This is a genomic window from uncultured Methanobrevibacter sp. (genome assembly GCF_947166415.1).
Classification (GTDB): domain Archaea; phylum Methanobacteriota; class Methanobacteria; order Methanobacteriales; family Methanobacteriaceae; genus Methanocatella.
In genome coordinates, this window is sequence record NZ_CAMVEE010000019.1 from 1 (window position 1) to 22238 (window position 22238).

Consider the following 22238-nt stretch of genomic DNA (forward strand, 5'->3'; position numbering starts at 1 on the left):
TATATTGATGGTAAAAAAAGAATTTTTAAGTAATCTGAAGGATAGGCATGCTGCTGTTACTGATGGTGTTTTTGCAATAGCCATGACAATTCTTGTTTTGGAAATTGCTGTTCCTACAATGGTGGACATATCATCGGGTGTTGCTTTGAATAAATATTTAATAAATTATCTCGCGCCGTCTATCTTAATATATTTCGTAAGTTTTTATCTCGTGTATAACTTTTGGGAAAACACTATTATTCTTTTCAATATTAAAAAAATGAACTATCTCATATTGACCTTGAACATGATTACGATGGCAACTGTCTGTTTGATACCTTTTGCAACAGGATTCCTTTTTAAATTTTACAATTACACTAATGTAAACATATTCTTTTCATTGTTGATATTGATTATCAGTTTATTGTATATCTTGATGTTCATATTATTGATTCGTGAGAATTTTAAGGGTTATTTTGAAAAGAAAGATGAAATTAAGACAGCAATGTATAATTCTTTCGATGATGGAATTGAATTTCCTAATTTGAAATTGTATATTAGGGGAGTTACATTAACTGTGTTTTATCTGTTGCTGGCTCCTGTATTTACTTCATTGATATCTCTTGTCTTGGCATTCGTATCACCATTGGCAAGCATATTGTCTTTTGTATTGACTTTAATTTTAGTATTCATTATTCGTATGAAACGTTTTGGAAAAGACAATTTAGGGGATATTGATTTAACTGATGAAGAAAAGGAATTCGTGGGCAATATCAAACAAAGCATTTATGGAGAATATGCAGTAAACTGTTATAGTTGCTAAAATGAATATTTGGAGTATCTAAAATTTGTATTGATATGTTCCTAAAGGATATTTTAATTTTTTTAGCAGAGGATAATTTTAATATATTTTAATTAACTAATATTTATCCATGAATGAAAAGGAAAATAAATTTTCGGATTATGTTACTTTTCCAAGGACATTTGAGAAATATGTATGGTATAAGCCGTTAATAATGCTAGTTATTGGGGCAGTTTTGTATTTTGTATTCATGTTTGTTTTGGAGGAAATTTTTATTGCCGGATATGGGGTAGATGTTGTTAATGGAGTCATAAATGGAGGGTACGAATCTTTAAACACTTCTGATGCTTCAGTTTATTTTTCATATTTGTCGATTGCTATTTTCATTCCTATAATTTACATTGGATCTAAAATAGTTCGTGACAGACCGTTTTCTTCTTATTCTTCTTCCCGTGGGGGATGGAACTGGAAATTATATCTAAAATGCTTATCCATAGCTTTTGGAATATATTTAGCTTTTTTTTGCAGTATCTATATTGCTCGATGGTGAATCCGGAGCAAACAGTCAGGTTTCTCTAATGGCAATGATTTTATCTTTAATTCTTATACCTGCTCAATGTATTGCTGAAGAACATGTGTTTCGCGGATTTTTAATGCAGACTTTGGGGTCATGGTTTAAAAATCCATTTGTAGCAATCATTATTCAATCAGTAATTTTTGCTTACGTTCATTCATATAATGATATTGGCGTAATATCCATAGGTATTTCTGGAGTTATTTTCGGATTGTTGTCTTGGCGTACTAATGGTTTGGAAGCAGCATCTGCAATTCATTCAATTAATAATTTAATGGCTTTTTATATTGTGGCTTTAGGTTTAAGTTCAATTTCATCAACACTCTCTTTTATGGATTTGGTTGTCGATGTACTGATTACTTCAATTTCAGCAATTGCAGTATACTATATCGGTAATAAAAAGGGTTGGTTTGATGAAGAAACTCCAAGTTAGTTTAAAAATTTATTTTCTTTTTATTTTTATGAATTAAAATTTGGGGTCAACATATTCCCAAATTTCTTCAAAACTAGTTTTAACTCCCAGTTTTGTATATTCACGAACAAGGGTGTTGATGTCTCTTTCAAGAAGTTCCTTTGAAATGACATTGTCTAAAACTACGGATTGTGAAACGTCTATAATGACTGGTTCTTCATCCAAATTTAGGATATTGTAATTGGACAGGTCTCCATGAACCAATTTCGCTTCGTTTACGAACAATTTCAATTGGACCAATAGCTTATTGAAGAATTCATCAGGATTTTTCGGAGGTTGGTTTTTAACAGGCTGTGCCGGATTGCCGTTTTCATATCCAATAAATTCGATGATTAAAACATTGTTTGAACTTGTTATCGGTTCGGGAACATTGACTCCTGCGGTGTGTAATCTTGTGAGGTTTTTGAATTCTTTTGTGACCCAGGAATAGATTATTTTTCTTTTGTTTTTGGTTTTTATATTGAATCTTGGATCTCCTTTAAGATAATAATCCATTTTTTTAAAATCAGAAGTGGCTATTCTATAGATCTTGACCGCCACGAATTTTTCATCATCTGTTATTCCGGTAAGCACGTTTGCTTCTTTTCCTGTGCTTATTGCACCGTTTAAAATGTCAATGTATCCTTGGTTAGCTAATTTGTATAATGTTTCTAGGGTTAGTTTATCGAAAATTTCGTTTCCAACTTTTCTGTCAGAACTGTCTTTTTTTCTTTTTTGTGAATGTAATTTTTGGTGTTTAGCATCTGCTTTAGCTATTTTAGGATCCATTTAAATCAAAAAATAAGTTATGAAAGGCCTACATTTTTAGGTAGCCTTTTCTTTCAAGCCAGTTTGATTCGGTTTTTGTGTATCTCCAAATTACATCAGCTTTTTCATCAGCTTGGAAATCCCATGGTTTTACGAGGATTACGTCCCCTTCACGAATCCAAATACGTTTTTTCATTTTTCCAGGGATTCTAGTCATTCTAATATTTCCATCAGCGCAACGAACTTTTAGTTTTCCGTGGCCCATGATTTGTTCAACTACTCCAGGTATTTCTCCTTTTTTAGGAGTTCTCACTCTTCTATACTCTTGTTGTTGATTTTGATTAGGTTTAGACAAATACTCTCCTCCAAATATAATAGAATTCTATATAAGATTAAATTATTTATATATTTATGAATATATTAATATATTAAGTTATTGGATATTATATAAAGTGGATATTATGGGTACCGAATTTTTAAGAATAAAAGAATGTGACGAAGCTATAGGCATAATTCAAAAATTATTTGACGATAATCTCAAGCCTCAAAGTGAAGAAATAGATGTAAGTGAAGCTTATGGAAGGATTCTTTTTGAGGATGTTTATTCAAGAATTGATTTTCCGCCATTCGATAAGGCTTTAAAGGATGGTTTTGCCATTTTGGCTGAAGACAGTTTCGGCGCTTCAGAAGAATCTCCAAATACTTTGGAAGTCATTGATTTTTTAGAAGCAGGTTCCACTACAGACAAAAAAGTAGAAAAAGGAAAATGTGTTGAAATCAGTACTGGCGCAGCCATGCCAGAGGGTGCAGAAGCCGTTGTAATGGTGGAATATAGTGAGAAGTTTGATGATAAAGTCAACTTGCTTACAACAGCAACTCCTTTCCAGGATGTCGCTCGCAAAGGTTCAGATATCAAGGAAGGCAATCTAATTCTTAAGAAAGGAGACTTCTTGAATCCAGGTAAAATTGGGGTGTTGCTTTCACAGGGATTTGAAACCATTGAAGTTTATAAAAAACCGTCAGTTGGTATAGTCTCTTCAGGTAATGAGATTATCCTTCAAGGGGAAGAGTTGGAATATGGAAAAATCTATGATGTAAACGGAAACATGATTAAAAACGATGCCGTTTCATGCGGTGCTGATGCAAAATTCTTGGGAGTCATGAAAGATGACTACGATGAAGTAAAGGAAAAGATTTCCACTGCCCTTGAAGATGTCGATATTCTGCTTTGTTCAGGGGGAACTTCTGCAGGACTTGGTGATGTAATGAAACATGTTCTTGATGAGCTTGGTGAAGTTCATATTCATGGAATTTCAGTCCAACCAGGTAAACCGACTATCGTAGGAGTAATTGATGAAAAAATAGTAATCGGCCTTCCGGGCAATCCTGTTTCCGCTTTGATGATATTCAATGCATTCATCTCTCAGCCATTGTCTAAATTGGCAGGTATTGAAAAGGAATTCGAATCAAAAATTGTTAAAGGAAAAATGACAAGAAGGATTCACTCTCCTGTTGGCCGTATGCAATATCAGCTTGTAAAGGTCAATGGCGAAGAAATCCAACCGATTTTTAAGGATTCCGGTGCAATATTTTCATTGTCAAGTGCCGACGGTTATGTAAAAGTGCCTAAATCTGTTGAACTTTTAGATGAGGGTGAAGAAGTAGAAGTTTATTTATTCAATTAAGTTTATAATTTAAGTAAGGTGTAATTATGGAAAGCGAAGTTAAAGTAATTCCGGAACAGAAATTAGGAGTTATTAATTATAAAGGCCCAATTGAAGATTTGGACATTCTAGTTTCCAAATTAATGGGATGGGTCGATGCTGAAGAAATTGATTATGAAGGTGAACCGTTCATTGTCTATTTTTCACCAAGACATGAAGTGAATGACGGTGATGCGGTATTTGATGTGAGCATTGTAATCAAGGAGGATGCTGAAGAAAAGGACATAATCCGTGTTGTGGACATGATTGAACATAAAGTATTGTCCGGTGTTCATTACGGTTCCGTTGACAATATCCTTGATACTTACGCCGAATTGGCTGATGTTGCTCAGAAAAATCATTATGACATTATAGGATCTCCTAAAGAAGTACTGATAAAAGGTTTCCATAACTGCGATAATGAAGAAGACTTTGTAACTGAAATTCAATTGCCTATCATAGAAATGTAGGTGATAAAGTGTCTAAAGAATTTGATGTAGATGAAGAAATTGAAAAGTTGTCTCGTAAAACCAACATTAACATGAGAAGAACAGAATATGCTTTCGATAATCAATTAAGAAAATTGGAAAAGGACATTGACCACATTGTTAAAGATAAAATCAATAATTTTGATGAGAATAAAGAATTGTCCACTAAATATTTGAATATTGATTACAGTTCTGATTCTATTGACAGATATAAAAAAAGATTAAAGAAAATTTAATAATTTTCTTTTTTTTAATTTTGACCGACTACCCTTAAATCATGCACCAGTAATTTAGGAATAATGAATGGGCCATACTGTTTGATTTCAGTGTTCAGGCCTTCTACTTTTTTCATGATTTCAAAAATATTTCCAGAAATCATTGCTTTATTGATTGGATCTGTAAGTTCTCCGTTTTCTATTTTGAATGCATTGCTTGCTTCTACAGAAAAGTCTCCAGAAATAGGGTTTGCGGTATGAGCTCCTAGGACGCTGGTGGTCAACATTCCTTTGTCAATTTCGGATAACTCTCTCTTTTCGCCGAATTCGAATTCAAGATTTGATGTTGAAATCATAGGTGTTGTCAGATAACTTCCTCTGTATCCATTGGCGGTAGTTCCTGTTCCCACTTTATTTGCGGTGTAAATGTCATAGATAAATGAATCCAAAACACCATCTTTTATCAAATCTGTTTTTTTAGAGACGCTGCCTTCGCCATCACACTTGCAGGTATACATTCCTTTTTCCAAAAGAGGGTTGTCAATGATTGAAAGTGTCGGATTAGCTATTTGCTCACCTACTTTATCCTTTAGAATAGACCTTCCCCTTCTCACATTTTCACCATCAAAGGCATTTAAAAATGTTTGAAGAAGTCCTGTTGCAGCATAATAATCTAAAACTACATCATAATCATCGGTTTCGATAGGTTTTGTATCCAATGAACTTTTTGCTAAGTCACATACTTCTTTTGCTAATTTGTCGCCATCCAGATCATAAAATCTGGAGGATGTTGAATTGTATGCGGTTGCAATTTTGCCTTCCTTTTGAATTGTCACGGATAGGCCAATTCCAAAGCCTGTGCCTTCATTTTCTATTGAAACCCCATTTGAATTAAGTATCAATGACCTTCCCGCACTTGCTGAAAAGCCGGATCCTGTCACGTCACATCCACTGTCTATGGCAAGGTTTATGACATTTTTCAACAGTTCAACAGATTCATCCAGACTCAATTCATTGAATTTCTTATCGTAAACTCCTTTAACGTCATTCACCTTTTCAATTTGTGAAAATTCATAGTTTTCATCAACTTTATTTAGTTTTGTGTTCTCGACAGCTTGTAAAGCTGTTTCGGATATTTTATCTAAATTTGAGGTAAATGCAAATCCTATCTTGTGATCTTTAATGACTCTGATTCCAATTCCCTTTTCAATTTCTTCTTTTGCAAAGTTCAATTCTTCCTTTCTGGAATCCAGTTCTATGGATTTGGATTCATCAACGTAAATTTCGTATGCATCACAAATGTTTTCAACTTCTTTTTTTGCCTGTTGTGCTAATTCATATATCATTTTATCACTTACAATGCAAATTTTTCAATAGCTTCAGCCACACCGTCACCAAACTTGTTTTTACAGGTGTATGTGCTTATTTCCTTTAATTTATCTTCAGCATTTCCCACAGCTATTCTATAACCAACTTCCTTAAGGAAATCTTCATCATTCTGACTGTCCCCTATTGCCATTACATTTTCCATGTTGATGCCGTTTCTTTCACATAAATACCTGAGTGAAGTGCCTTTGTTGACTCTTTTGTCTGTAATGTGTAAAGCAAATCCACTGTCATAGATTTCAAGCTGGTCAATGTATTTGAAGTCTTCCAATGCTTCTTCAATTTCTTCCCTGGCAATTGTCTTGTAAAAAACGGTTTCAGTCAATCTATACATATTGTCATGGGAAGCATGTTTGTCGAATTTATCCCCTAATTTTTCCTTTAAGTGATTTTCTGCGGATGTAATGAAATCCTTTTCAACCAATGTTTCAACGGCGTTGTTGTTTTCACCTTCTTTAAAAACAACACCTCCATTTTCACAAACGATTCCTCCACTGCAGCCTATTAACACTTCTGTTGCATATGCGTAGTTTACTACATTACCTGTTACAATTATTGTTGGAATTCCCGCATTTTCCGCTTTTCTCAAAGCTTCAATGGCTGAGATGCATATCTGTCTTTTTTCATCTGTTATTGTACCGTCAATATCAACAGCAATTGCCTCTATTTTCATATTATCACTATCTTTTTGAATATCTGTGAGCGATGTTACATGTTCCTTCTTTACTTACCATACATGCTCCAATTGGGTGAAGCGGATTGCATTCTTTTCTAAATAGTTTGCAATCTTCCGGACGTGCCAATCCTCTGAGGATTGGTCCGCAGATACATCCTTTAGGGGCTTCATTAACGTCTTTAACTTCAATATCGTATTTTTCACGAGCATTAAATTCACTGAACTCGTCTTTAATTTCTAGGATGGAATTTGGTATTTTAGGAAATCCTCTCCATTCCCTTGATGTAACATCAAAGACTTGTTCCATCATGTCTTGAGCAATAACGTTTCCTTCTTCCCTAACGGCTCTGTTATATTCATTGTCTATTTTCGGTGTTTCTTTGTGAATTTGTCTTAAAATCATATAAACTGACATCAATATGTCTAATGGGTTAAATCCCGCTACTGCTTGAGGAATTCCGAAGTCGGTTGAGAAATATTCGAATGGTTTAGTTCCAATGATTGTACAAACATGTCCAGGTTGGATTAATGCGTTTAATGATGTCTGTCCTGAATTGATTAAAAAGTCAATTGCCGGAGGGATTAACCTGTGGCATGATAATACTGAGAAATTTTCAGGAGGTGTTGCAAGCAATTCCGCAGCGGTAGTCGGAGCAGTTGTTTCGAATCCTGCAGCTATGAATACAACATCATTGTCCTCTTTTTCAGCTATTTCGATTGCTCTATTGATTCCATAAACAACTCTCACATCTCCTCCTTCAGCTTTAGCATCTGCAAGTGAGGAATGTGATCCCGGAACTCTTAACATGTCTCCAAATGTTGTAATGGTAACTCCTTTATCAATAAGTTCTAATGCTTCATCGATTTCACGGGATGGAACGACACAAACGGGACATCCTGGTCCTGCAACGATTTCCACTTCTTCTGGAAGCAAGCTTCTAATTCCGTTTTCCATTATTGTGTGTTCGTGAGAGCCACATACGTGCATTATTTTTACGGGGGTGGCTAATTTATTTATTCTATCTAATAACTCTTTTGACATATTTTTCATATTAACACCGAAGATTTAATATTATACTATAGATATAATATTTAACATTAAATCTATTATATTTTATGTAATTTATAGGGATTCGCATGTTTAATAATAATAAAATTTTAGTAGTTATTCCTGCAAGAGGGGGCTCAAAGGGCATTCCTCGCAAGAATATCCGCTTATTGAATGATAAACCATTAATTTCTTATTCTATCAATACTGCGAAATCTTCTCAATATGTGGATGATGTTGTAGTAACTACAGATGATTCTGAAATTGCATTGATTTCTGAAAAATTTGGAGCTAGTGTTATCAGACGTTCAGAAGAGTTATCTACAGATGAGGTCACTCTTGACCCCGTAGTGTATGATGCAATGGTTCAAAAAGAAAAATTGGCCTTTGATGAATATGATATTGTAATTACAATAAAACCTACTTCTCCATTGCTCAAGGTGGAAACATTGGACAGGGCTATTGAAAAATTTGAAGATTTCTCTGTTGACAGTGTGATTTCTGTCGTTGATGACAGGCATTTGAATTGGGGATATGATGAAAATAATGATAGATATTTCCCGCTTTATATGGAAAGATTGCCTAGACAGGAGTTGCCAAAGTCATTTAGGGAAACTGGAGCCTTTTTAGCGACTAGAAGATCTTTTGTCAATGAATTTTCACGTCTTGGAAGCAATATAGATATTGTGGAAGTTTCTAAGGAAGAAAGTGTTGACATCACCTGTTTTGAAGATTGGTGGATTGCAGAAAACTATCTTCAAAAGAAAAAAGTCGCCATCATAGTTAACGCATTTGAGGAAATAGGCACAGGAAATATGAATAGGTGTTTGACAATAGCTTCCAAACTGGTTTTCAATGATGTGGTGTTCTTCTTGGATGAAGCTCATCCTTTAGGAATTGATATGGTAAACAGCTATAACTATAAATACATGATTTATGATGGTTTCGATAATTTATTTGATAAATTGGAGGAATATAATCCTGAAATTGTAATTAATGATATTTTAGATACAAATTCAGAGCATATCCTCAATTTGAAGAGTAAAGGTTATTTTGTTGTCAATTTTGAAGATTTAGGTACTGGTTCTGAATTTGCAGATGTTGTTTTCGATGATCTGTATGAACATGATTTGTCTCAAAAGAATATATTTACAAGCTATAAATACTATATTCTAAGAGACGAATTTTATTTCCAACCTCAAAAGATAATTACTAACGCTGTCAACAATGTTCTGATTGCTTTTCCAGGCACTGACCCAAACAACCTTACAGAAAAGGTCATAAACGCCATTCTTTCAACAAATTATGAAGGAAGGGTCAATGTTATTGTGGGAATAGGTTATCCGGATAAGGAAGGATTGGTAGCTAAGATAGAATCAAATCCATCAGTTCAAGTTTATACTAACGTTTCAAATATAAGTGAGTTCATGTTTAAAGCTGACATAATGTTCACATCAAGTGGACGTTTGATGTATGACATCTGTTCATTAGGTGTTCCGACAATATGTTTATGTCAGGATGAACGGGAATTGACTCATGCATTCAGCAGCAATACAAACGGATTCATAAATATGGGTCTTGGCGAACCTCTTGAGGTAGCCGAAGTCAGAGACCAGTTCATCGAGTTGGTTAATAATTATGAGCAAAGATTAGAAATGCATAAAAGGATGTCTTCTATCGATGTAAAAAATGGATTTAAAAATATTTGGACAGTAATTGATGACGAATATCGAAAATTCAAATTGGAAAATAGGTGATTATTTTGAATATTTTTACCAAAAAACCATTTTTAATCGCGGATGTTAGAAATGACTTCCTTAAAATAGTCCAATCAAATAACATTTCCAATATGGATGCTGCAAAAAGTGCAATAAATCAGGCAAAATCATGCGGATTTGATGCAGTGAATTTTGAAGCATATCATTTAAAAAATCTATTTTCAAGAGATTATGTGGAATATCTCTCTAAAGAGCCCATAACATCTCATTTCTTTAAATTTGATGAATTTGGGTATGAAGAATTTCGTGAATTGGCAGATTATTGTCATGAGGTAAAAATTTCATTTTTAGCAACACCGATGGACTTTGAGTCAGCAGATTATTTGGAGGAATTTGTGGACGTTTATAAGATTTCTTCTCATGATTTAACAAACATTCCATTCATCAAACATGTTGCAAGTAAGGACAAACCTATATTGCTCAACACAGGTGGTGCAACAATGAAAGAGATAAAGGATGCTGTCAGGGCAATTGAAGAGGACTCTCTTGTTGATATTGCGATAATGCATAGCGTCTTATCCTATCCGACATCATATGATGATGCCAATCTATTGATGATTAAAGATCTTGTCAACAATTTCCCAGATTATGAAATAGGATATTGTGATTATACTGAAGTTGATGATGATTTGCTTATTCTGACAACCGCTTATAACTATGGTGCAGTTGTTTTGGAAAAGCAGTTCACATACGATAACATTACAACTGACAATAGTTGCGCTATAACTTATGATGAGGTAATCAAATTCAAAAGTAAAATCGCATTCTTATCCAAGATTAACGGTCGCATCAATAAGCAGCCTTTGATTTGTGAATCCTTTGCAAGGAATGAAACTAGAAGGTCAATTGTCGCCAAAACCGATATTAAAAAGGGCGAACTGATTTCTGAAGATAAAATCACATTTAAAATGCCTAGCATTGGAATTTCACCGGCACAGGTTGAAGAAGTCATCGGAAAAAAAGCGAAAATGGATATCTTTAAAGATAACCTAATTGATTTTGATATGTTAGATTAAAAAAAAGAAAAGATGGATGGTTAAGTTTAGTCATCTATTGTAATACATTCGTTTGGACACATGTCCACGCATGTTTCACAGTAGCTGCATTCGTCCGGATCATTGATTGTTATTTTGCCATCCTTAAGTATTAGTACTTCCATTGGGCAAACATCACTACAATCCCCACAATTGTCACATTTACTTTCATCTATTGTTATTTTAGCCATTATTCAATCTCCATAGTTTTTTCATAATTTTTATAAAATTAAAAATAAAAAAAAGAAAAATTAAATTTCTGAAGAACAGTCTGCAGCATAGTTGTTAATCAAAACTGCACACTTGTCAATTGTTTCAGAATCTAATTTTATAGTGCTTGTTTGGATCTTATTCAATAATTCTTCAATAAATAGGTCCTCATCAGTCAAAGGCATATTTATAACGACAACTTCATTGTTTATAAAACCGACTAATGGTTCAACAAAGCAATTTCTGATGTTGTTGTCATTAAGGAAGTTTATTAAATCTTCACCTAAGCTTAAAGCTTTTTGTTTTACTTTATTGTCTTGAGAGAATTTTGCCTGTTTGGTTGTGTATCTGAATTTTCTTACATTTTCAGAGTTAGTAAATTCTTCAAGCTTGTCTTCATCTAATTCACTTGATCCAATTAAATTTAGATTTTCATTTTCAGAGTCTAATCTTAGTTTCGGATTATATTTTTGTGATAGAAGAGCATAAATTCCAGTTGGACCAACAACTAAATGGTTAATACCTGAGTTAGATGTTGGAGTTTTCACGTTGTAAAAGACATAATATTCTTCAGGGAGAGTTAACAAGTGTTCTCTTATGATTCTTGATCTTTCTTCAACTTCTTTTACATCACGAGTTTTATATAGTCCGTAACATAAGATAATTACTCCAATAATTAAAGTGAATATACCTAAATTACTGTTGATAAGCAAAATCTCAATTATACTTATAACAAATACTGCCGCACCGATTGTTGTTATTGCGGAATTTTGGTCAATTTCATCATTTTCAAAGAAACTTCTTTCTTCTTCAATTGTATCGGTTTTGATAATATTGTTATCAGGTTCTTTTATAGCTAATTTATCGAGAAAACCTCCAAAGGAGTTTTCTGGCTCATTTGGGGTATCGTCTACATAATATTCTTTCATTCCTTTTAAGAATTCATCTTTCAGGAAATTTTTCAAAATATTATAATCATTAGTTTTTGGAACAGCAAATTCTCTTCCGAATTTTTTCATAACTGCTTTAGGAATAGTGGTTCTAGCAGTCTTACCGTTCATTTCAGCATCTAATTCTTCTTGTCTTTTCTCGTTATCAGCTATTTCTAGCATATGTTCTTCTGAGAAGAAATTTTCGATTTTGTTTGTAATTGACTTTATGGAGCGTATGTTATCTTCTGTTTCAGGTCCTTCAGATGCTGGATCTTTAGGTTTAGATTGTGCCCTGTATTTTTCTGCTTCTTTTTTTCTTTGTTCGAGATACTTGTCAAGTTCTTTGTTCATATCATCATCTAAATATCTTAAAGAACCTCCACAACTATCACATTCGTAATCAAGTATGTTATCACTGCTTTTGATTTTATATTTCAATCCGCAGTCTTCACATTGGACAATATATGAATTATCATACTTGAATGAATCCATAAAAGAAGAACGAGACTTTTTGTCTCCATCAGAATACTCTTCTAAATATTCTAACTCTCCTGCACATGAAGAACACTCGAATGTACTTATATCGTCATCATCATCGAGTTGGTATTTAGCACCACAGTTCTTACAGCATACAACTTTCATATTATCCTCTTTAAACTGAATTTTATGATATTATTTTTTTATTTTTTTTATTATATACCTTTCTAAAAAAGAGTATATTTTACTAAATATATTCGTAAAAATAAATTTTTAATTTGGCATGAAAAATCATTTTTCAATGCAAATGTCCAGATCAATCAAGAGATGAAAAAATTCCTCACATGCCCTTCTTTTGGTATAAATGCAAATTATTTATATTTTTTATTTCAGTATAATTGGTCAGGTTGTCCAATTTCGTATTTGCGATGTAATAAGTCAGATTACTGTTGTCAATTCCACTTTGATTGCTGACGGGTATTCCAACTACGTTTCCTCCAATCCACCAGCGATATGGTCTGATGTTGTAGGTACCGATTGGAATGTCTTGATAATCAGGATTGTTTTCAATGATGTAGTTTGAGATTTCTTCTGTTGATGTGTATATTGTTGTAGGTTCGAATGTTTCGGTAAATGCGAAGCCTTGAATAACGAACAATACAATCAGGATTGCTGGAATGATATTTTTATTAATCTTAAATTGATTTTGAATGATTTCAACCGCCTTTAGGATGAAGAATACGAATGCCGGAAATACGGGTATGATATATCTGTTGACTTTGATACTGTAATAACTGAAGAATATAAAGTTTGAAAGTATCCATGCCGCCATGAAGTATCCGTTTTTATTTTCGGAGTCTTTACCCAATAAATACAATCCAAGCAGGACTATCAAAGTTGTAATCACTGAACTGATTCTTGTATATGTTAGTGCAGCTATCAAAAATATTGCAAAAGGAATGGCATGTTTCTTTTCAGGTTTGATTTCGCTTTTGGCCAACCATATTATTGCACCTATTAGCAATATTGCAAAGACAATCCATGATAATGGGGTAGGATTTTCCAGTACAGGATTTCCGTCAAACACAGTATGTGAATTTGAAATAAAATTAGGGAAATTGAACAAGTAATATCCTAATTTGGTATTGTATGCAGGGTCTTTGCTTGATCCTTGCTTTCCGGAAATTCCATTGGCCATTTGTGAACCTGCTTCAAATTGGCCATGTCCCATAATAAGAACTATTGAAAAAATCATTATTGCAAGTATTATTCCAATTAAAAAACCTTGTTTGATGTATGGATAATCTTCCTTTTTAATTTTAAAGCCGTTTACATAGACATAGTAAAGCAATAATGCGGGCACGGTTAGAATAACGGTATATCTTGTGAAAAATCCCAATACAAACAATACAATCAGATACCTGTAAAATTTAGGATTTTTATTGATGGCAATCATTGTAAATAAAACAAGCCAGATTGTTATTGCAACTGCAGGAATGTCCAAAGTACCATTAGCAAGCCAGGTCAAGTTAAGTGAAAGGGTGGTATAAATTATTGTCCCGGTCAAACTTAAGGTTTCATCAAAATATTCCCTTAAAAGAAGGTACAGACCAACGTTTCCAAGGATTGCAAAAGCTCCTGTAACTATATAAATGGAAATTTGGCTTGTTATTCCCAATCTGAACAAAATGGATGTTAAAAAGCAGATGATTGGGGATAAGAATATTGTACTAGTTGCATGGATGTTTGTTCCAGTATAGTAAAGCGCATTTATAAGATAGATATAGACGTCACTGCAGCTTATTCCAATTTTCATATTGAAATTGATGTAATGAGCAACTAAAATTGCGCTAAAAATAACTAGAACTATCAGAAAGTACTTATCTTTCTTGCTTGTATTGAAATCTTCAAACATCATTTAATATTTTTGCATAAATCAATATTTAATTATTGTTAAAAATTGAAAGATCCGAAAACAAATGCAACAAATGCAATCAGCATTCCAATTTTCAGATATTTGGAAACTTTTTTTGCAGTTTCCCTATCCTGTGATTTAAAGATTAAAAATGCTGAGTATAAGAACAGCAACACTGCAATTGCTATCACGACAAGGTATAAAATACCAAATATATTATAATAATACAGTAAAGGACACAATGCGCTATCTATAATGATTAAACAAACAGCTATCATTGCAGGAATCTTTTCACCAATCAAAATAGGCAAGGTTTTAGCACCTTCAATTTTATCTCCTTCAATGTCTTCTATATCTTTTACGATTTCACGGGCGGTTGTCATAACAAATGCAAAGAAACCAAGATAAATTGAAGTCAAGATTATGTCTGGATTATTTAATGTAAATCCTCCGAATACAAATCCAAAACCGGTCATAAACCCTACTGTCAGATTTCCGATGAGTGGTGTTGATTTTAATTTGTATGCATACAGATAAAGGACAATGTCAGCTATCAATACAATTGCAAATGGAATCCAGTTATTTGTTAAATAGCTGATCAGGAATCCGCATATTGTTCCAAGCAAAAACAAGAGGTAACCGTGGTTTCTTCCATTTTTAGGGGAAATCCTTCCTGATGGAATTGGTCTTTCGGGTTTATTTATTAAATCAATTTTATAATCAAAATAATCATTGATTACATTTCCCGCAGCTGTTTCGAAAAATACTGCAATCATTGCAAGTATAATGGGAATACTAATGGTTTTATCAATTATTGCGACTAATATTATAGCAATCGCACCCATTAATGCATTTCCCGGTCGTAATATCTCAATATAAGGATTCATTTTCTAACTCCATTATCAAATAAAAAATATTTTTAATAAATAATTATATAAAGTATATCAAATAATACATATATTAGTATTATCTTTATTTAAAGTATTACTTTATATTAACTAAAATAATTGGTGTTATGATGGATAAAATTAAAATAGCTATTGTTGGAATGGGAAACTGTGCTAGCTCTCTCATTCAAGGAATTCACTATTATGATGGAAAAAATCCCGAAGATGCAATTGGACTTATGCATTGGGAAATCGGAGGATACAAACCTAGTGACATTGAAGTTGTTGCCGCTTTTGATGTAGATGCAAGAAAAGTCGGAAAAACAATCGATGAAGCAATGTTTGCAAAACCTAACTGTACAACTGTATTTCAAAAGGATATTCCAAAATATGATGTAACCGTAAGCATGGGTCATGTTTTGGACGGGGTTGCAGAACACATGTCTAACTATGATGATGAGTACACATTTGTTGTAAGCGACGCCGAACCTGTAGATGTTGTTGAAGTGTTAAAGAAAAGCGGTGCTGAAATATTGGTCAATTATTTGCCTGTAGGTTCAGAAAAAGCTGCAAGATTCTACGCTCAATGCGCACTTGATGCCGAAATAGCATATGTTAACTGTATGCCTGTTTTCATTGTAAGTGATGATGAATGGGATGCCAAATTCAAAGAAAAAGGAATTCCTATTGTCGGAGACGACATTAAAGCCCAAATTGGTGCAACTATTACTCACAGAACATTAGCTAGTTTATTCATGGATAGGGGTGTAAAACTAGATAGAACTTATCAAATTAACACCGGTGGAAACACTGACTTTTTAAATATGCTGAATAGGGAAAGATTAGACTCTAAAAAAGAATCTAAAACAGAAGCGGTTCAATCTGTCTTAACTGAAAGAATGGATGATCGTGATATTCACATTGGTCCTAGTGATTATGTCCCATGGCAAAATGATAATAAATTGTGCTTCCTCAGAATGGAAGGACGTACCTTTGGTGATGTCCCAATGAACATTGAACTCAGGTTAAGTGTTGAAGATTCACCTAACTCTGCAGGATGTGTTATTGATGCAGTAAGATGCTGTAAAATCGGTTTGGAAAGAGGTATTGGTGGTCAACTTACTTCTATTTCTTCATACACTATGAAACATCCACCTATTCAATACACTGATGATGAAGCATATGAAAATGTTGAAAAATTCATTTCTGGCGAATTAGAAAGATAATTTTTCAATCTTTTTTTCACTTTTTTTCTTTTAACTTTTTTTTTAATATTTTTGAAAATTTTATAAAAATCGCTATTTAGTATCATTTATATAATACAAAAAACATATATTATAGTTGGATATTTTAGGATTACTTATAAAGAAAATTTGAAAGAGGTGTAAATTAATGGCAAAAGTAAGGTTTACAGAAACAGCACTTCGTGATGCTCACCAATCTTTACTTGCAACTAGGATGAGAACTAGGGACATGATTCCTATTGCAGAAGAAATGGATAAAGTAGGATATTTTTCAGTTGAAGCTTGGGGTGGAGCTACTTTTGATACATGTATTAGATATTTGAATGAAGATCCATGGGAAAGATTAAGACAATTAAAATCTGAATTCAACAGAACTCCTATCCAAATGCTTTTAAGAGGACAGAACTTGGTCGGATACAAACATTATCCTGATGATGTTGTAACTAAATTCGTAGAAAAATCATACGAAAACGGTGTAGATATATTTAGGGTTTTCGATGCATTGAATGATATTAGGAACATGGAAAAGTCAATTAAAGTCGCTAAAGCACAAGGTGCTCATGTTCAAGGAACAATCAGTTACACAATAAGTCCGGTCCACACTTTAGATGACTTCGTAGATTTGGCAAAAAATCTTGAAGCTCTTGATTGTGATTCAGTAGCCATCAAAGACATGGCTGGTTTGATTACTCCTACTGCAGCATATGATTTAGTTTCTGCATTAAAAGAAGAAACCGATTTGCTTGTTGATTTACATTGTCATTGTACTAGTGGTATGACTCCAATAAGTTATTATGCAGCATGCCAAGCTGGTGTTGATGTATTGGATACAGCTATTTCACCTCTTGCATGGGGAACTTCACAGCCTCCTACAGAAAGTATGGTCGCTGCATTGCAAGGCACAGAATTTGACACAGGCCTTGATTTAAAGTTATTGGCTCATATTAAAAAATACTTCGATGACATTAAAGAGAAATATCTGGGCATTCTTGACCCAATTTCTGAAAGTATTGACGCTGATGTATTGTTATACCAAATCCCTGGAGGTATGCTTTCAAACCTTATTTCCCAACTCAAGGAACAAAATGCGCTTGACAGATATAATGATGTTCTTGAGGAAATGCCTCGCGTTAGAAAAGATATGGGATATCCACCTCTTGTAACTCCAACCAGTCAGATTGTTGGTATTCAATCAGTAATGAACGTGCTTGGTGGAGAAAGATACAAAACAGTATCCAACGAAGTCAAAGAGTACATGAAAGGAATGTATGGTAAACCTCCAGCTCCAGTCGATCCGGAAATTTCCAAAAAAATCATTGGTGATGATGAAGTTATTACTTGCAGACCTGCAGATTTATTAGAACCGGAATTCGATAAATTCAAATCTGAAGGTGAAGAAAAAGGATTTGTTAAATCTGATGAAGATGCTTTAACTTATGCTTTATATCCACCAATTGCTCCTAAATTCCTCAAAGGGGAAGCAGAAGAAGAAGAACTTAAACCAGCAAAATCTTTCGATTCTGATGATGCAATTGGAATTCCAACCCAATATAATGTTGAAGTTGATGGGGACATGTATGAGGTTAAAATCCTCCCTACAGGATTTATGGAAGTTGAAGAAACCTCAAAAGGCCCATTCACTCCTATTGAAGGTGGAGTATTCTCTTCAATGCAAGGAATGGTAATTAAACTCACAGTCAATGTGGGTGATAAAGTTACTGAAGGATCCACTATTGCTGTAATTGAAGCTATGAAGATGGAAAACGACATCCAGTCTGAAGTCGATGGTGTTGTAAAAGAAATCTTTGTAGAGCCTGGTGATGCAGTAAGCGCTGGAGATATTTTAATGGTAATCGAATAGATTACCTTTATTTTACTTTTTTTTAATTTACAATATTATAAGTGTCGTATGCGGCATAAACGCCATATAATAAACTGATTATTCCGGAAAATGGAATTCTTGTTGATAATTTCATTAAAAGCAGCCATATTACAACACCTATTGCAAAAAATATTGCTCCTCTTTTTATATTTCCAAGCAATGCTTGGCCCAAGCCAGGTATGAAAAAGGAAGCTATTGTAGCAAATTTTTTATCTATCATTTTTTCCTCCATTTCATTATGAATAATTTTAGATTTAATTTGTCTTTCTAATATAACTTTTTCCTTAAGTTTATATATTCTCAGTTTAGATAATGTATAATAATAATTTATTTGCTGTGATAATATGAAGGATATTTTTGATGAATGTCAAATGGGTGATTTAAAACTTAAAAGCCGTATAATCAGAACTGGGACCTGGGAAACTGAAACAGATGAAGGGGGATTTTTAACACCCTCTATTTATGACAGGTACGAAAATATGGCAAAAAGCGGTGTTGGTGCAATAGTATCTGAGATATTTGCACTTGACCACAAGGACAGATTTTATCCTTATTCTACAAACATGAATTACAAGGGATTTATCAAAGACTATAAAATGGTCACTGATATAGTTCACAAGTATGATGTGCCTATTTTAGGCCAGCTTGCATTCTTTTATTATGATGATGGAGAAAACCAAAAGGTAGAGGCTAACGATATTAGTCAAGAGGGAATTAGAAAATTGCAGGCTGAAGTAATTATGGCCGCTAAAAAATTTTCATTTGCAGGTTTTGATGGAATCCAAATAAACATGGGAAATAATTTTTATCTTGCCAGATTCATGAATCCATATTTCAATCAAAGGGATGACAAATATGGTGGAAATACTGAAAATAGGGTAAGGATTTCATCTGAAATCATCAAGGTCATTAAAAGCACTATGGATATGCATGTAAGCTGCAGAATCAATCCGTGGGATGTTAGAAAGGGAGGAATGGCTTCCGATGAAAGCATAGCTATTGCATGTGAGCTTGAAAAGGCAGGTGCTGATAGCATACAGTTAACCGCAAGAACAATTTCACAGATTTATGATAAAGGTGTTAAACATCCGTTTTTAGTTTATGTTGATGATTTGATTGATGCGGTTGATATTCCAGTTGTTTTGGGGGGATCTTTAAGGGATATGGCTACAATAAAAGAGGTTTTGAATAATTCCAATGTCGAACTTGTTTCAATGTCCAAACCTTTTGTAGCTCAAGCTGACTTTCTTTCAGACTGGAAGGAGAATGGTGATGGTGTTGCAATATGCCAAAGCTGCAATAATTGTTACAGTAAAAAGACTAGTACTTGTTTTAAATACTAATCTGCCGATACAAAATAGAAAATAGTTGATGTAAAGGTTTAATTGTAATTAAAATAGAATATTAAAAAAAAGTTTATTTAAAGAATTAATCGCTTAATTCTCTAAATATTTTTAATTATCCCGCGAGGCTTTCAAATCCTTTGGTAGCCAGCAATTTAGTAAATGAACCTTCAGGTCTCATTATGATATTTCCATTGGAATATTCTTCTAAAGCTGTTTTTACCATAGTATTCTTTTTATCAGGATCTTTAGTGGCATTAGCAAGAGCTTTTGTTAATACCATTACTGCATCTCCTCTGGACATGGTTCCTTCAACGTTTTCGTTACCAGGATAACCGTTATATGCATCGTTTTGACGTATTATATCGGTTGCATTCAATTCAGTTTCAACACCATCTACATATAATGGTCTGATTGAGTTAATGACGTGATCTAAACCTTCATCGTAAACAATAACAACTGCATCAGAATGCATTCCAGTATTTGCTTCTACAATCTCTTTAGCATACTCGGTTCCGACATCTACACCATCCCATAGACAATCGTGGAGATACATTTTTCCACCCAGGCCTCCTGGGGCAGGTTGTGAAGGATGCACCATTCCTCCAGGATATACTGGAGTATAATTTTTTAAACTTCCGTTTTCTAAATGAACCATGAATGCCATGTCGACTCCACCATTGGACTGTTCATATTTATCGGAAGCTAGCACTAAAATGTTCTTGCTTTCATTAGTCAAGTCAGGACCAGCAAATAGTGCTCCGTATATCACTGCAAGTAATCCGATAAGAATAACAACAAGGATTGCTATTATCAGTTTTTTTCTTCGTTTCATCTTAAATCAACATACCTATAGTCATTAAAAATTTACTTAATTATAGTATGTGGATAATTTTGTAAATTATATAAAATAAGTTTTTCCATAATGTATAAATATTAAAGTTAATTTTATTCTCTGTTAATATGTTTATGTTTGATAGAATTTTGTTATTGGGGGCATATGATTGCTAAGCATACTTTGATTTTGGATAATGCTATGAATTTAATATGAGACTTCCCTTTATGCATCATATTTTCACATATTAAAAAACTTTTTATACACAAATTAACAATATAATTATTAAGATGTGATCATTATGGCAAAGGATGATAGAAGCGCGGTTAATCCATTCACTGGAAAAAAGCATTTTGATATTATTGATGACGATAAATTCTTACAGGATTCTTACAATGAGTATTATGCGATGATTAGTAAGGCCCAACTTCTGGATGATACTCCTCAGGGCCAAATAGTCAGGAATGTTGCCATTAAATTAATTCAGGCCGTTGAAAATTACTTGGCGCAAATAGGCAGAAGTGATTATACTCAGGATTATTATGAATGGGATTTCCACTTGGTGGCTGACAAGATGGTAAATGCTTTTTGTATGCCTGGCGGTAAAATAGTAATGTTTTCAGGCATTCTTTCAGTTGCAGATACTGAAGAAAAAGTCGCCTTTATTTTAGGCCATGAAATGGCACACGCGCTTCTTGACCATTCGAGGACTCGGATGAGCGCTCAAAATGCTCAAAATGTAATTACGTCTGCAGCATGGGTTGGAAGTTTTGCACTTGATTTGTTGGGAATGGGAGGTGTCGGCAATCTTGCAAGAGCCGCAACAAATGTAGCAAGCATAGGTTCCCAATATTTCTTAATGAATCCTTGGGGAAGGGATCAGGAACTTGAAGCAGATAGGTTGGGCATGATGATAATTCACTGGGCAGGATATGACATATCAGGTATTCCTCAATTCTGGCAAAGTATGGCTGGAGGCAATCCGAATAGCCATGACTTTTTCTCTACACACCCTTCCGACGATAAGAGGATAGCAGGAATGAAAGAACTGATAATCGAAATTGAAAGTCAGAAAGACTTTTATTCAACACCTGTTTTAGGGGAAGGTGCAATTCCAAAAGTTGAATCCAATCCTTCTCATGAAACAAATGGAGACAAGATCAATTGTCCAAAATGTGGTGCAGTCATAGATTCTGACTCTAAGTTTTGCACAAACTGCGGCACAAAATTTGAAAATGAATTAAAATGTCCTAAGTGCGGTTTTGAAGTTGGTGCAGGGGATGCATTTTGTATGAACTGCGGATATAAACTTTAACGTGATAATATGGCTGATGATAAACTTGTTAAGTATGTTAAAAAATCTTCTTATAGATTAAAAGTTTTAAAAACTCTTGGCAATGATGCGAAGATGCCTAAGGAGATTGCAAACGATAGTGGGATACTGCCAAACCACATATCCAATGTATTGAGGCAGCTAAAAGATAAGGAAATCGTTGAATGCATTAATCCGGAAGTCAGGAAAGGCAGGTTATACAGACTTTCAGATAATGGATTGGATGTTTTGGAAGAATTGGAATAATTTCATATATTATTCTGATTTTTAACTTTTTT

Annotated in this window: 24 protein-coding genes; 13 read left to right on the top strand and 11 right to left on the bottom strand. The window is 33.8% G+C overall.

What is annotated here, in order from left to right; all coding sequences use genetic code 11:
* The 3 genes from Q0W25_RS05430 to Q0W25_RS05440 all read left to right on the top strand — a co-directional run.
* Positions 1 to 802, top strand: an 802-nt coding sequence (locus Q0W25_RS05430; RefSeq protein WP_298519863.1) for a TMEM175 family protein, incomplete at its 5' end; no start/stop codon positions are given.
* A gap of 109 nt (positions 803 to 911) precedes the next feature.
* Positions 912 to 1331 carry a hypothetical protein gene (locus tag Q0W25_RS05435; RefSeq protein WP_298519866.1) on the top strand — a complete coding sequence of 140 codons (420 nt, stop codon included), beginning with the start codon at positions 912 to 914 and terminating at the stop codon, positions 1329 to 1331.
* Entirely contained in the window at positions 1318 to 1788 is a 471-nt protein-coding gene (locus Q0W25_RS05440) for a CPBP family intramembrane glutamic endopeptidase (protein WP_298519869.1), read from the top strand. Before Q0W25_RS05435 ends, Q0W25_RS05440 begins: the two co-directional genes overlap by 14 nt.
* Before the next feature lie 33 nt (positions 1789 to 1821).
* On the opposite strand, the gene Q0W25_RS05445 is transcribed toward Q0W25_RS05440, so the two are convergent.
* The gene (locus Q0W25_RS05445) at positions 1822 to 2595 is read right to left on the bottom strand and encodes a serine protein kinase RIO (RefSeq protein WP_298519872.1); all 774 of its coding nucleotides are present in this window, start codon (positions 2593 to 2595) and stop codon (positions 1822 to 1824) included.
* Positions 2596 to 2623: 28 nt separating this feature from the next.
* Entirely contained in the window at positions 2624 to 2929 is a 306-nt protein-coding gene (gene eif1A / locus Q0W25_RS05450; RefSeq protein WP_067044464.1) for a translation initiation factor eIF-1A, read from the bottom strand.
* Between the two features lie 106 nt (positions 2930 to 3035).
* On the opposite strand from eif1A, the gene glp reads away from it, so the two are divergent.
* Genes glp through Q0W25_RS05465 form a run of 3 tightly spaced genes read left to right on the top strand, consistent with a single transcriptional unit; the run spans position 3036 to position 5001 of the window.
* Positions 3036 to 4259 carry a gephyrin-like molybdotransferase Glp gene (glp, locus tag Q0W25_RS05455; RefSeq protein WP_298519875.1) on the top strand — a complete coding sequence of 408 codons (1224 nt, stop codon included), beginning with the start codon at positions 3036 to 3038 and terminating at the stop codon, positions 4257 to 4259.
* Positions 4260 to 4285: 26 nt separating this feature from the next.
* Positions 4286 to 4747 (top strand): GyrI-like domain-containing protein, encoded by a 462-nt coding sequence (locus tag Q0W25_RS05460; protein WP_298519878.1) that lies wholly within the window; start codon positions 4286 to 4288, stop codon positions 4745 to 4747.
* Between the two features lie 8 nt (positions 4748 to 4755).
* Positions 4756 to 5001 carry a hypothetical protein gene (locus Q0W25_RS05465; RefSeq protein ID WP_298519881.1) on the top strand — a complete coding sequence of 82 codons (246 nt, stop codon included), beginning with the start codon at positions 4756 to 4758 and terminating at the stop codon, positions 4999 to 5001.
* A 14-nt stretch (positions 5002 to 5015) separates the two neighbouring features.
* Here Q0W25_RS05465 and Q0W25_RS05470 read toward each other — a convergent pair whose 3' ends face one another.
* The 3 genes from Q0W25_RS05470 to hypD are packed head-to-tail and all read right to left on the bottom strand — an operon-like array spanning position 5016 to position 8093.
* Positions 5016 to 6326, bottom strand: a complete 1311-nt coding sequence (locus tag Q0W25_RS05470; protein ID WP_298519884.1) for a TldD/PmbA family protein — start codon at positions 6324 to 6326, stop codon at positions 5016 to 5018.
* 8 nt (positions 6327 to 6334) lie between these two features.
* Entirely contained in the window at positions 6335 to 7039 is a 705-nt protein-coding gene (locus tag Q0W25_RS05475; RefSeq protein ID WP_298519887.1) for a phosphoglycolate phosphatase, read from the bottom strand.
* 7 nt (positions 7040 to 7046) lie between these two features.
* Positions 7047 to 8093, bottom strand: coding sequence for a hydrogenase formation protein HypD (hypD, locus tag Q0W25_RS05480; protein WP_298519890.1), 1047 nt, complete (start codon positions 8091 to 8093; stop codon positions 7047 to 7049).
* Between the two features lie 86 nt (positions 8094 to 8179).
* Here hypD and Q0W25_RS05485 point away from each other — a divergent pair, with 86 nt between their 5' ends.
* A complete protein-coding gene (locus Q0W25_RS05485) occupies positions 8180 to 9847 on the top strand; it encodes a cytidylyltransferase domain-containing protein (protein ID WP_298519893.1) in 1668 nt (555 codons plus the stop codon).
* Positions 9844 to 10884, top strand: a complete 1041-nt coding sequence (locus Q0W25_RS05490) for an N-acetylneuraminate synthase family protein (RefSeq protein WP_298519896.1) — start codon at positions 9844 to 9846, stop codon at positions 10882 to 10884. Before Q0W25_RS05485 ends, Q0W25_RS05490 begins: the two co-directional genes overlap by 4 nt.
* Positions 10885 to 10910: 26 nt before the next feature.
* On the opposite strand, the gene Q0W25_RS05495 is transcribed toward Q0W25_RS05490, so the two are convergent.
* The 4 genes from Q0W25_RS05495 to Q0W25_RS05510 form a co-directional block, all read right to left on the bottom strand.
* On the bottom strand, positions 10911 to 11093 hold the full coding sequence (locus Q0W25_RS05495; protein WP_298519899.1) for a 4Fe-4S binding protein: 183 nt from the start codon (positions 11091 to 11093) through the stop codon (positions 10911 to 10913).
* Between the two features lie 60 nt (positions 11094 to 11153).
* Positions 11154 to 12686 (bottom strand): NERD domain-containing protein, encoded by a 1533-nt coding sequence (locus tag Q0W25_RS05500; RefSeq protein WP_298519902.1) that lies wholly within the window; start codon positions 12684 to 12686, stop codon positions 11154 to 11156.
* A 175-nt stretch (positions 12687 to 12861) separates the two neighbouring features.
* On the bottom strand, positions 12862 to 14439 hold the full coding sequence (locus tag Q0W25_RS05505; protein WP_298519904.1) for a glycosyltransferase family 39 protein: 1578 nt from the start codon (positions 14437 to 14439) through the stop codon (positions 12862 to 12864).
* Between the two features lie 35 nt (positions 14440 to 14474).
* Positions 14475 to 15323, bottom strand: a complete 849-nt coding sequence (locus Q0W25_RS05510) for a UbiA family prenyltransferase (protein WP_298519907.1) — start codon at positions 15321 to 15323, stop codon at positions 14475 to 14477.
* A gap of 131 nt (positions 15324 to 15454) precedes the next feature.
* On the opposite strand from Q0W25_RS05510, the gene Q0W25_RS05515 reads away from it, so the two are divergent.
* Together Q0W25_RS05515 and oadA are read left to right on the top strand one after the other, a co-directional pair.
* A complete protein-coding gene (locus tag Q0W25_RS05515; RefSeq protein ID WP_298519910.1) occupies positions 15455 to 16549 on the top strand; it encodes an inositol-3-phosphate synthase in 1095 nt (364 codons plus the stop codon).
* Between the two features lie 166 nt (positions 16550 to 16715).
* Positions 16716 to 18428, top strand: coding sequence for a sodium-extruding oxaloacetate decarboxylase subunit alpha (gene oadA, locus Q0W25_RS05520; RefSeq protein ID WP_297826257.1), 1713 nt, complete (start codon positions 16716 to 16718; stop codon positions 18426 to 18428).
* Between the two features lie 22 nt (positions 18429 to 18450).
* Here oadA and Q0W25_RS05525 read toward each other — a convergent pair whose 3' ends face one another.
* Positions 18451 to 18669, bottom strand: coding sequence for a hypothetical protein (locus Q0W25_RS05525; protein ID WP_298519913.1), 219 nt, complete (start codon positions 18667 to 18669; stop codon positions 18451 to 18453).
* Positions 18670 to 18793: 124 nt separating this feature from the next.
* On the opposite strand from Q0W25_RS05525, the gene Q0W25_RS05530 reads away from it, so the two are divergent.
* Positions 18794 to 19792, top strand: a complete 999-nt coding sequence (locus Q0W25_RS05530; RefSeq protein WP_298519916.1) for an NADH-dependent flavin oxidoreductase — start codon at positions 18794 to 18796, stop codon at positions 19790 to 19792.
* Positions 19793 to 19907: 115 nt separating this feature from the next.
* Here Q0W25_RS05530 and Q0W25_RS05535 read toward each other — a convergent pair whose 3' ends face one another.
* Complete coding sequence (locus tag Q0W25_RS05535; RefSeq protein ID WP_298519920.1) at positions 19908 to 20627, bottom strand: DUF4012 domain-containing protein; 720 nt, start codon at positions 20625 to 20627, stop codon at positions 19908 to 19910.
* A gap of 301 nt (positions 20628 to 20928) precedes the next feature.
* On the opposite strand from Q0W25_RS05535, the gene Q0W25_RS05540 reads away from it, so the two are divergent.
* Both Q0W25_RS05540 and Q0W25_RS05545 read left to right on the top strand, forming a co-directional pair.
* Positions 20929 to 21942 carry a M48 family metallopeptidase gene (locus Q0W25_RS05540; protein WP_298519923.1) on the top strand — a complete coding sequence of 338 codons (1014 nt, stop codon included), beginning with the start codon at positions 20929 to 20931 and terminating at the stop codon, positions 21940 to 21942.
* A 9-nt stretch (positions 21943 to 21951) separates the two neighbouring features.
* Positions 21952 to 22206: a transcriptional regulator gene (locus tag Q0W25_RS05545; protein ID WP_367270523.1), complete on the top strand. Its 255-nt coding sequence runs from the start codon at positions 21952 to 21954 to the stop codon at positions 22204 to 22206.
* Positions 22207 to 22238: the final 32 nt, after the last annotated feature.

Excerpts from the sequence above, each read along its gene's own strand:
- Q0W25_RS05435 (WP_298519866.1), top strand. The coding sequence starts at position 912 with ATGAATGAAAAGGAAAATAAATTTTCGGATTATGTTACTTTTCCAAGG.
- Q0W25_RS05495 (WP_298519899.1), bottom strand. The coding sequence starts at position 11,093 with ATGGCTAAAATAACAATAGATGAAAGTAAATGTGACAATTGTGGGGAT.
- Q0W25_RS05540 (WP_298519923.1), top strand. The coding sequence starts at position 20,929 with ATGGCAAAGGATGATAGAAGCGCGGTTAATCCATTCACTGGAAAAAAG.
- Q0W25_RS05510 (WP_298519907.1), bottom strand. The coding sequence starts at position 15,323 with ATGAATCCTTATATTGAGATATTACGACCGGGAAATGCATTAATGGGT.
- Q0W25_RS05475 (WP_298519887.1), bottom strand. The coding sequence starts at position 7,039 with ATGAAAATAGAGGCAATTGCTGTTGATATTGACGGTACAATAACAGAT.
- Q0W25_RS05530 (WP_298519916.1), top strand. The coding sequence starts at position 18,794 with ATGAAGGATATTTTTGATGAATGTCAAATGGGTGATTTAAAACTTAAA.
- Q0W25_RS05515 (WP_298519910.1), top strand. The coding sequence starts at position 15,455 with ATGGATAAAATTAAAATAGCTATTGTTGGAATGGGAAACTGTGCTAGC.
- Q0W25_RS05485 (WP_298519893.1), top strand. The coding sequence starts at position 8,180 with ATGTTTAATAATAATAAAATTTTAGTAGTTATTCCTGCAAGAGGGGGC.
- Q0W25_RS05445 (WP_298519872.1), bottom strand. The coding sequence starts at position 2,595 with ATGGATCCTAAAATAGCTAAAGCAGATGCTAAACACCAAAAATTACAT.
- Q0W25_RS05500 (WP_298519902.1), bottom strand. The coding sequence starts at position 12,686 with ATGAAAGTTGTATGCTGTAAGAACTGTGGTGCTAAATACCAACTCGAT.
- oadA (WP_297826257.1), top strand. The coding sequence starts at position 16,716 with ATGGCAAAAGTAAGGTTTACAGAAACAGCACTTCGTGATGCTCACCAA.
- hypD (WP_298519890.1), bottom strand. The coding sequence starts at position 8,093 with ATGAAAAATATGTCAAAAGAGTTATTAGATAGAATAAATAAATTAGCC.
- Q0W25_RS05535 (WP_298519920.1), bottom strand. The coding sequence starts at position 20,627 with ATGAAACGAAGAAAAAAACTGATAATAGCAATCCTTGTTGTTATTCTT.
- Q0W25_RS05525 (WP_298519913.1), bottom strand. The coding sequence starts at position 18,669 with ATGATAGATAAAAAATTTGCTACAATAGCTTCCTTTTTCATACCTGGC.
- Q0W25_RS05470 (WP_298519884.1), bottom strand. The coding sequence starts at position 6,326 with ATGATATATGAATTAGCACAACAGGCAAAAAAAGAAGTTGAAAACATT.
- glp (WP_298519875.1), top strand. The coding sequence starts at position 3,036 with ATGGGTACCGAATTTTTAAGAATAAAAGAATGTGACGAAGCTATAGGC.
- Q0W25_RS05545 (WP_367270523.1), top strand. The coding sequence starts at position 21,952 with ATGGCTGATGATAAACTTGTTAAGTATGTTAAAAAATCTTCTTATAGA.
- Q0W25_RS05460 (WP_298519878.1), top strand. The coding sequence starts at position 4,286 with ATGGAAAGCGAAGTTAAAGTAATTCCGGAACAGAAATTAGGAGTTATT.
- Q0W25_RS05505 (WP_298519904.1), bottom strand. The coding sequence starts at position 14,439 with ATGATGTTTGAAGATTTCAATACAAGCAAGAAAGATAAGTACTTTCTG.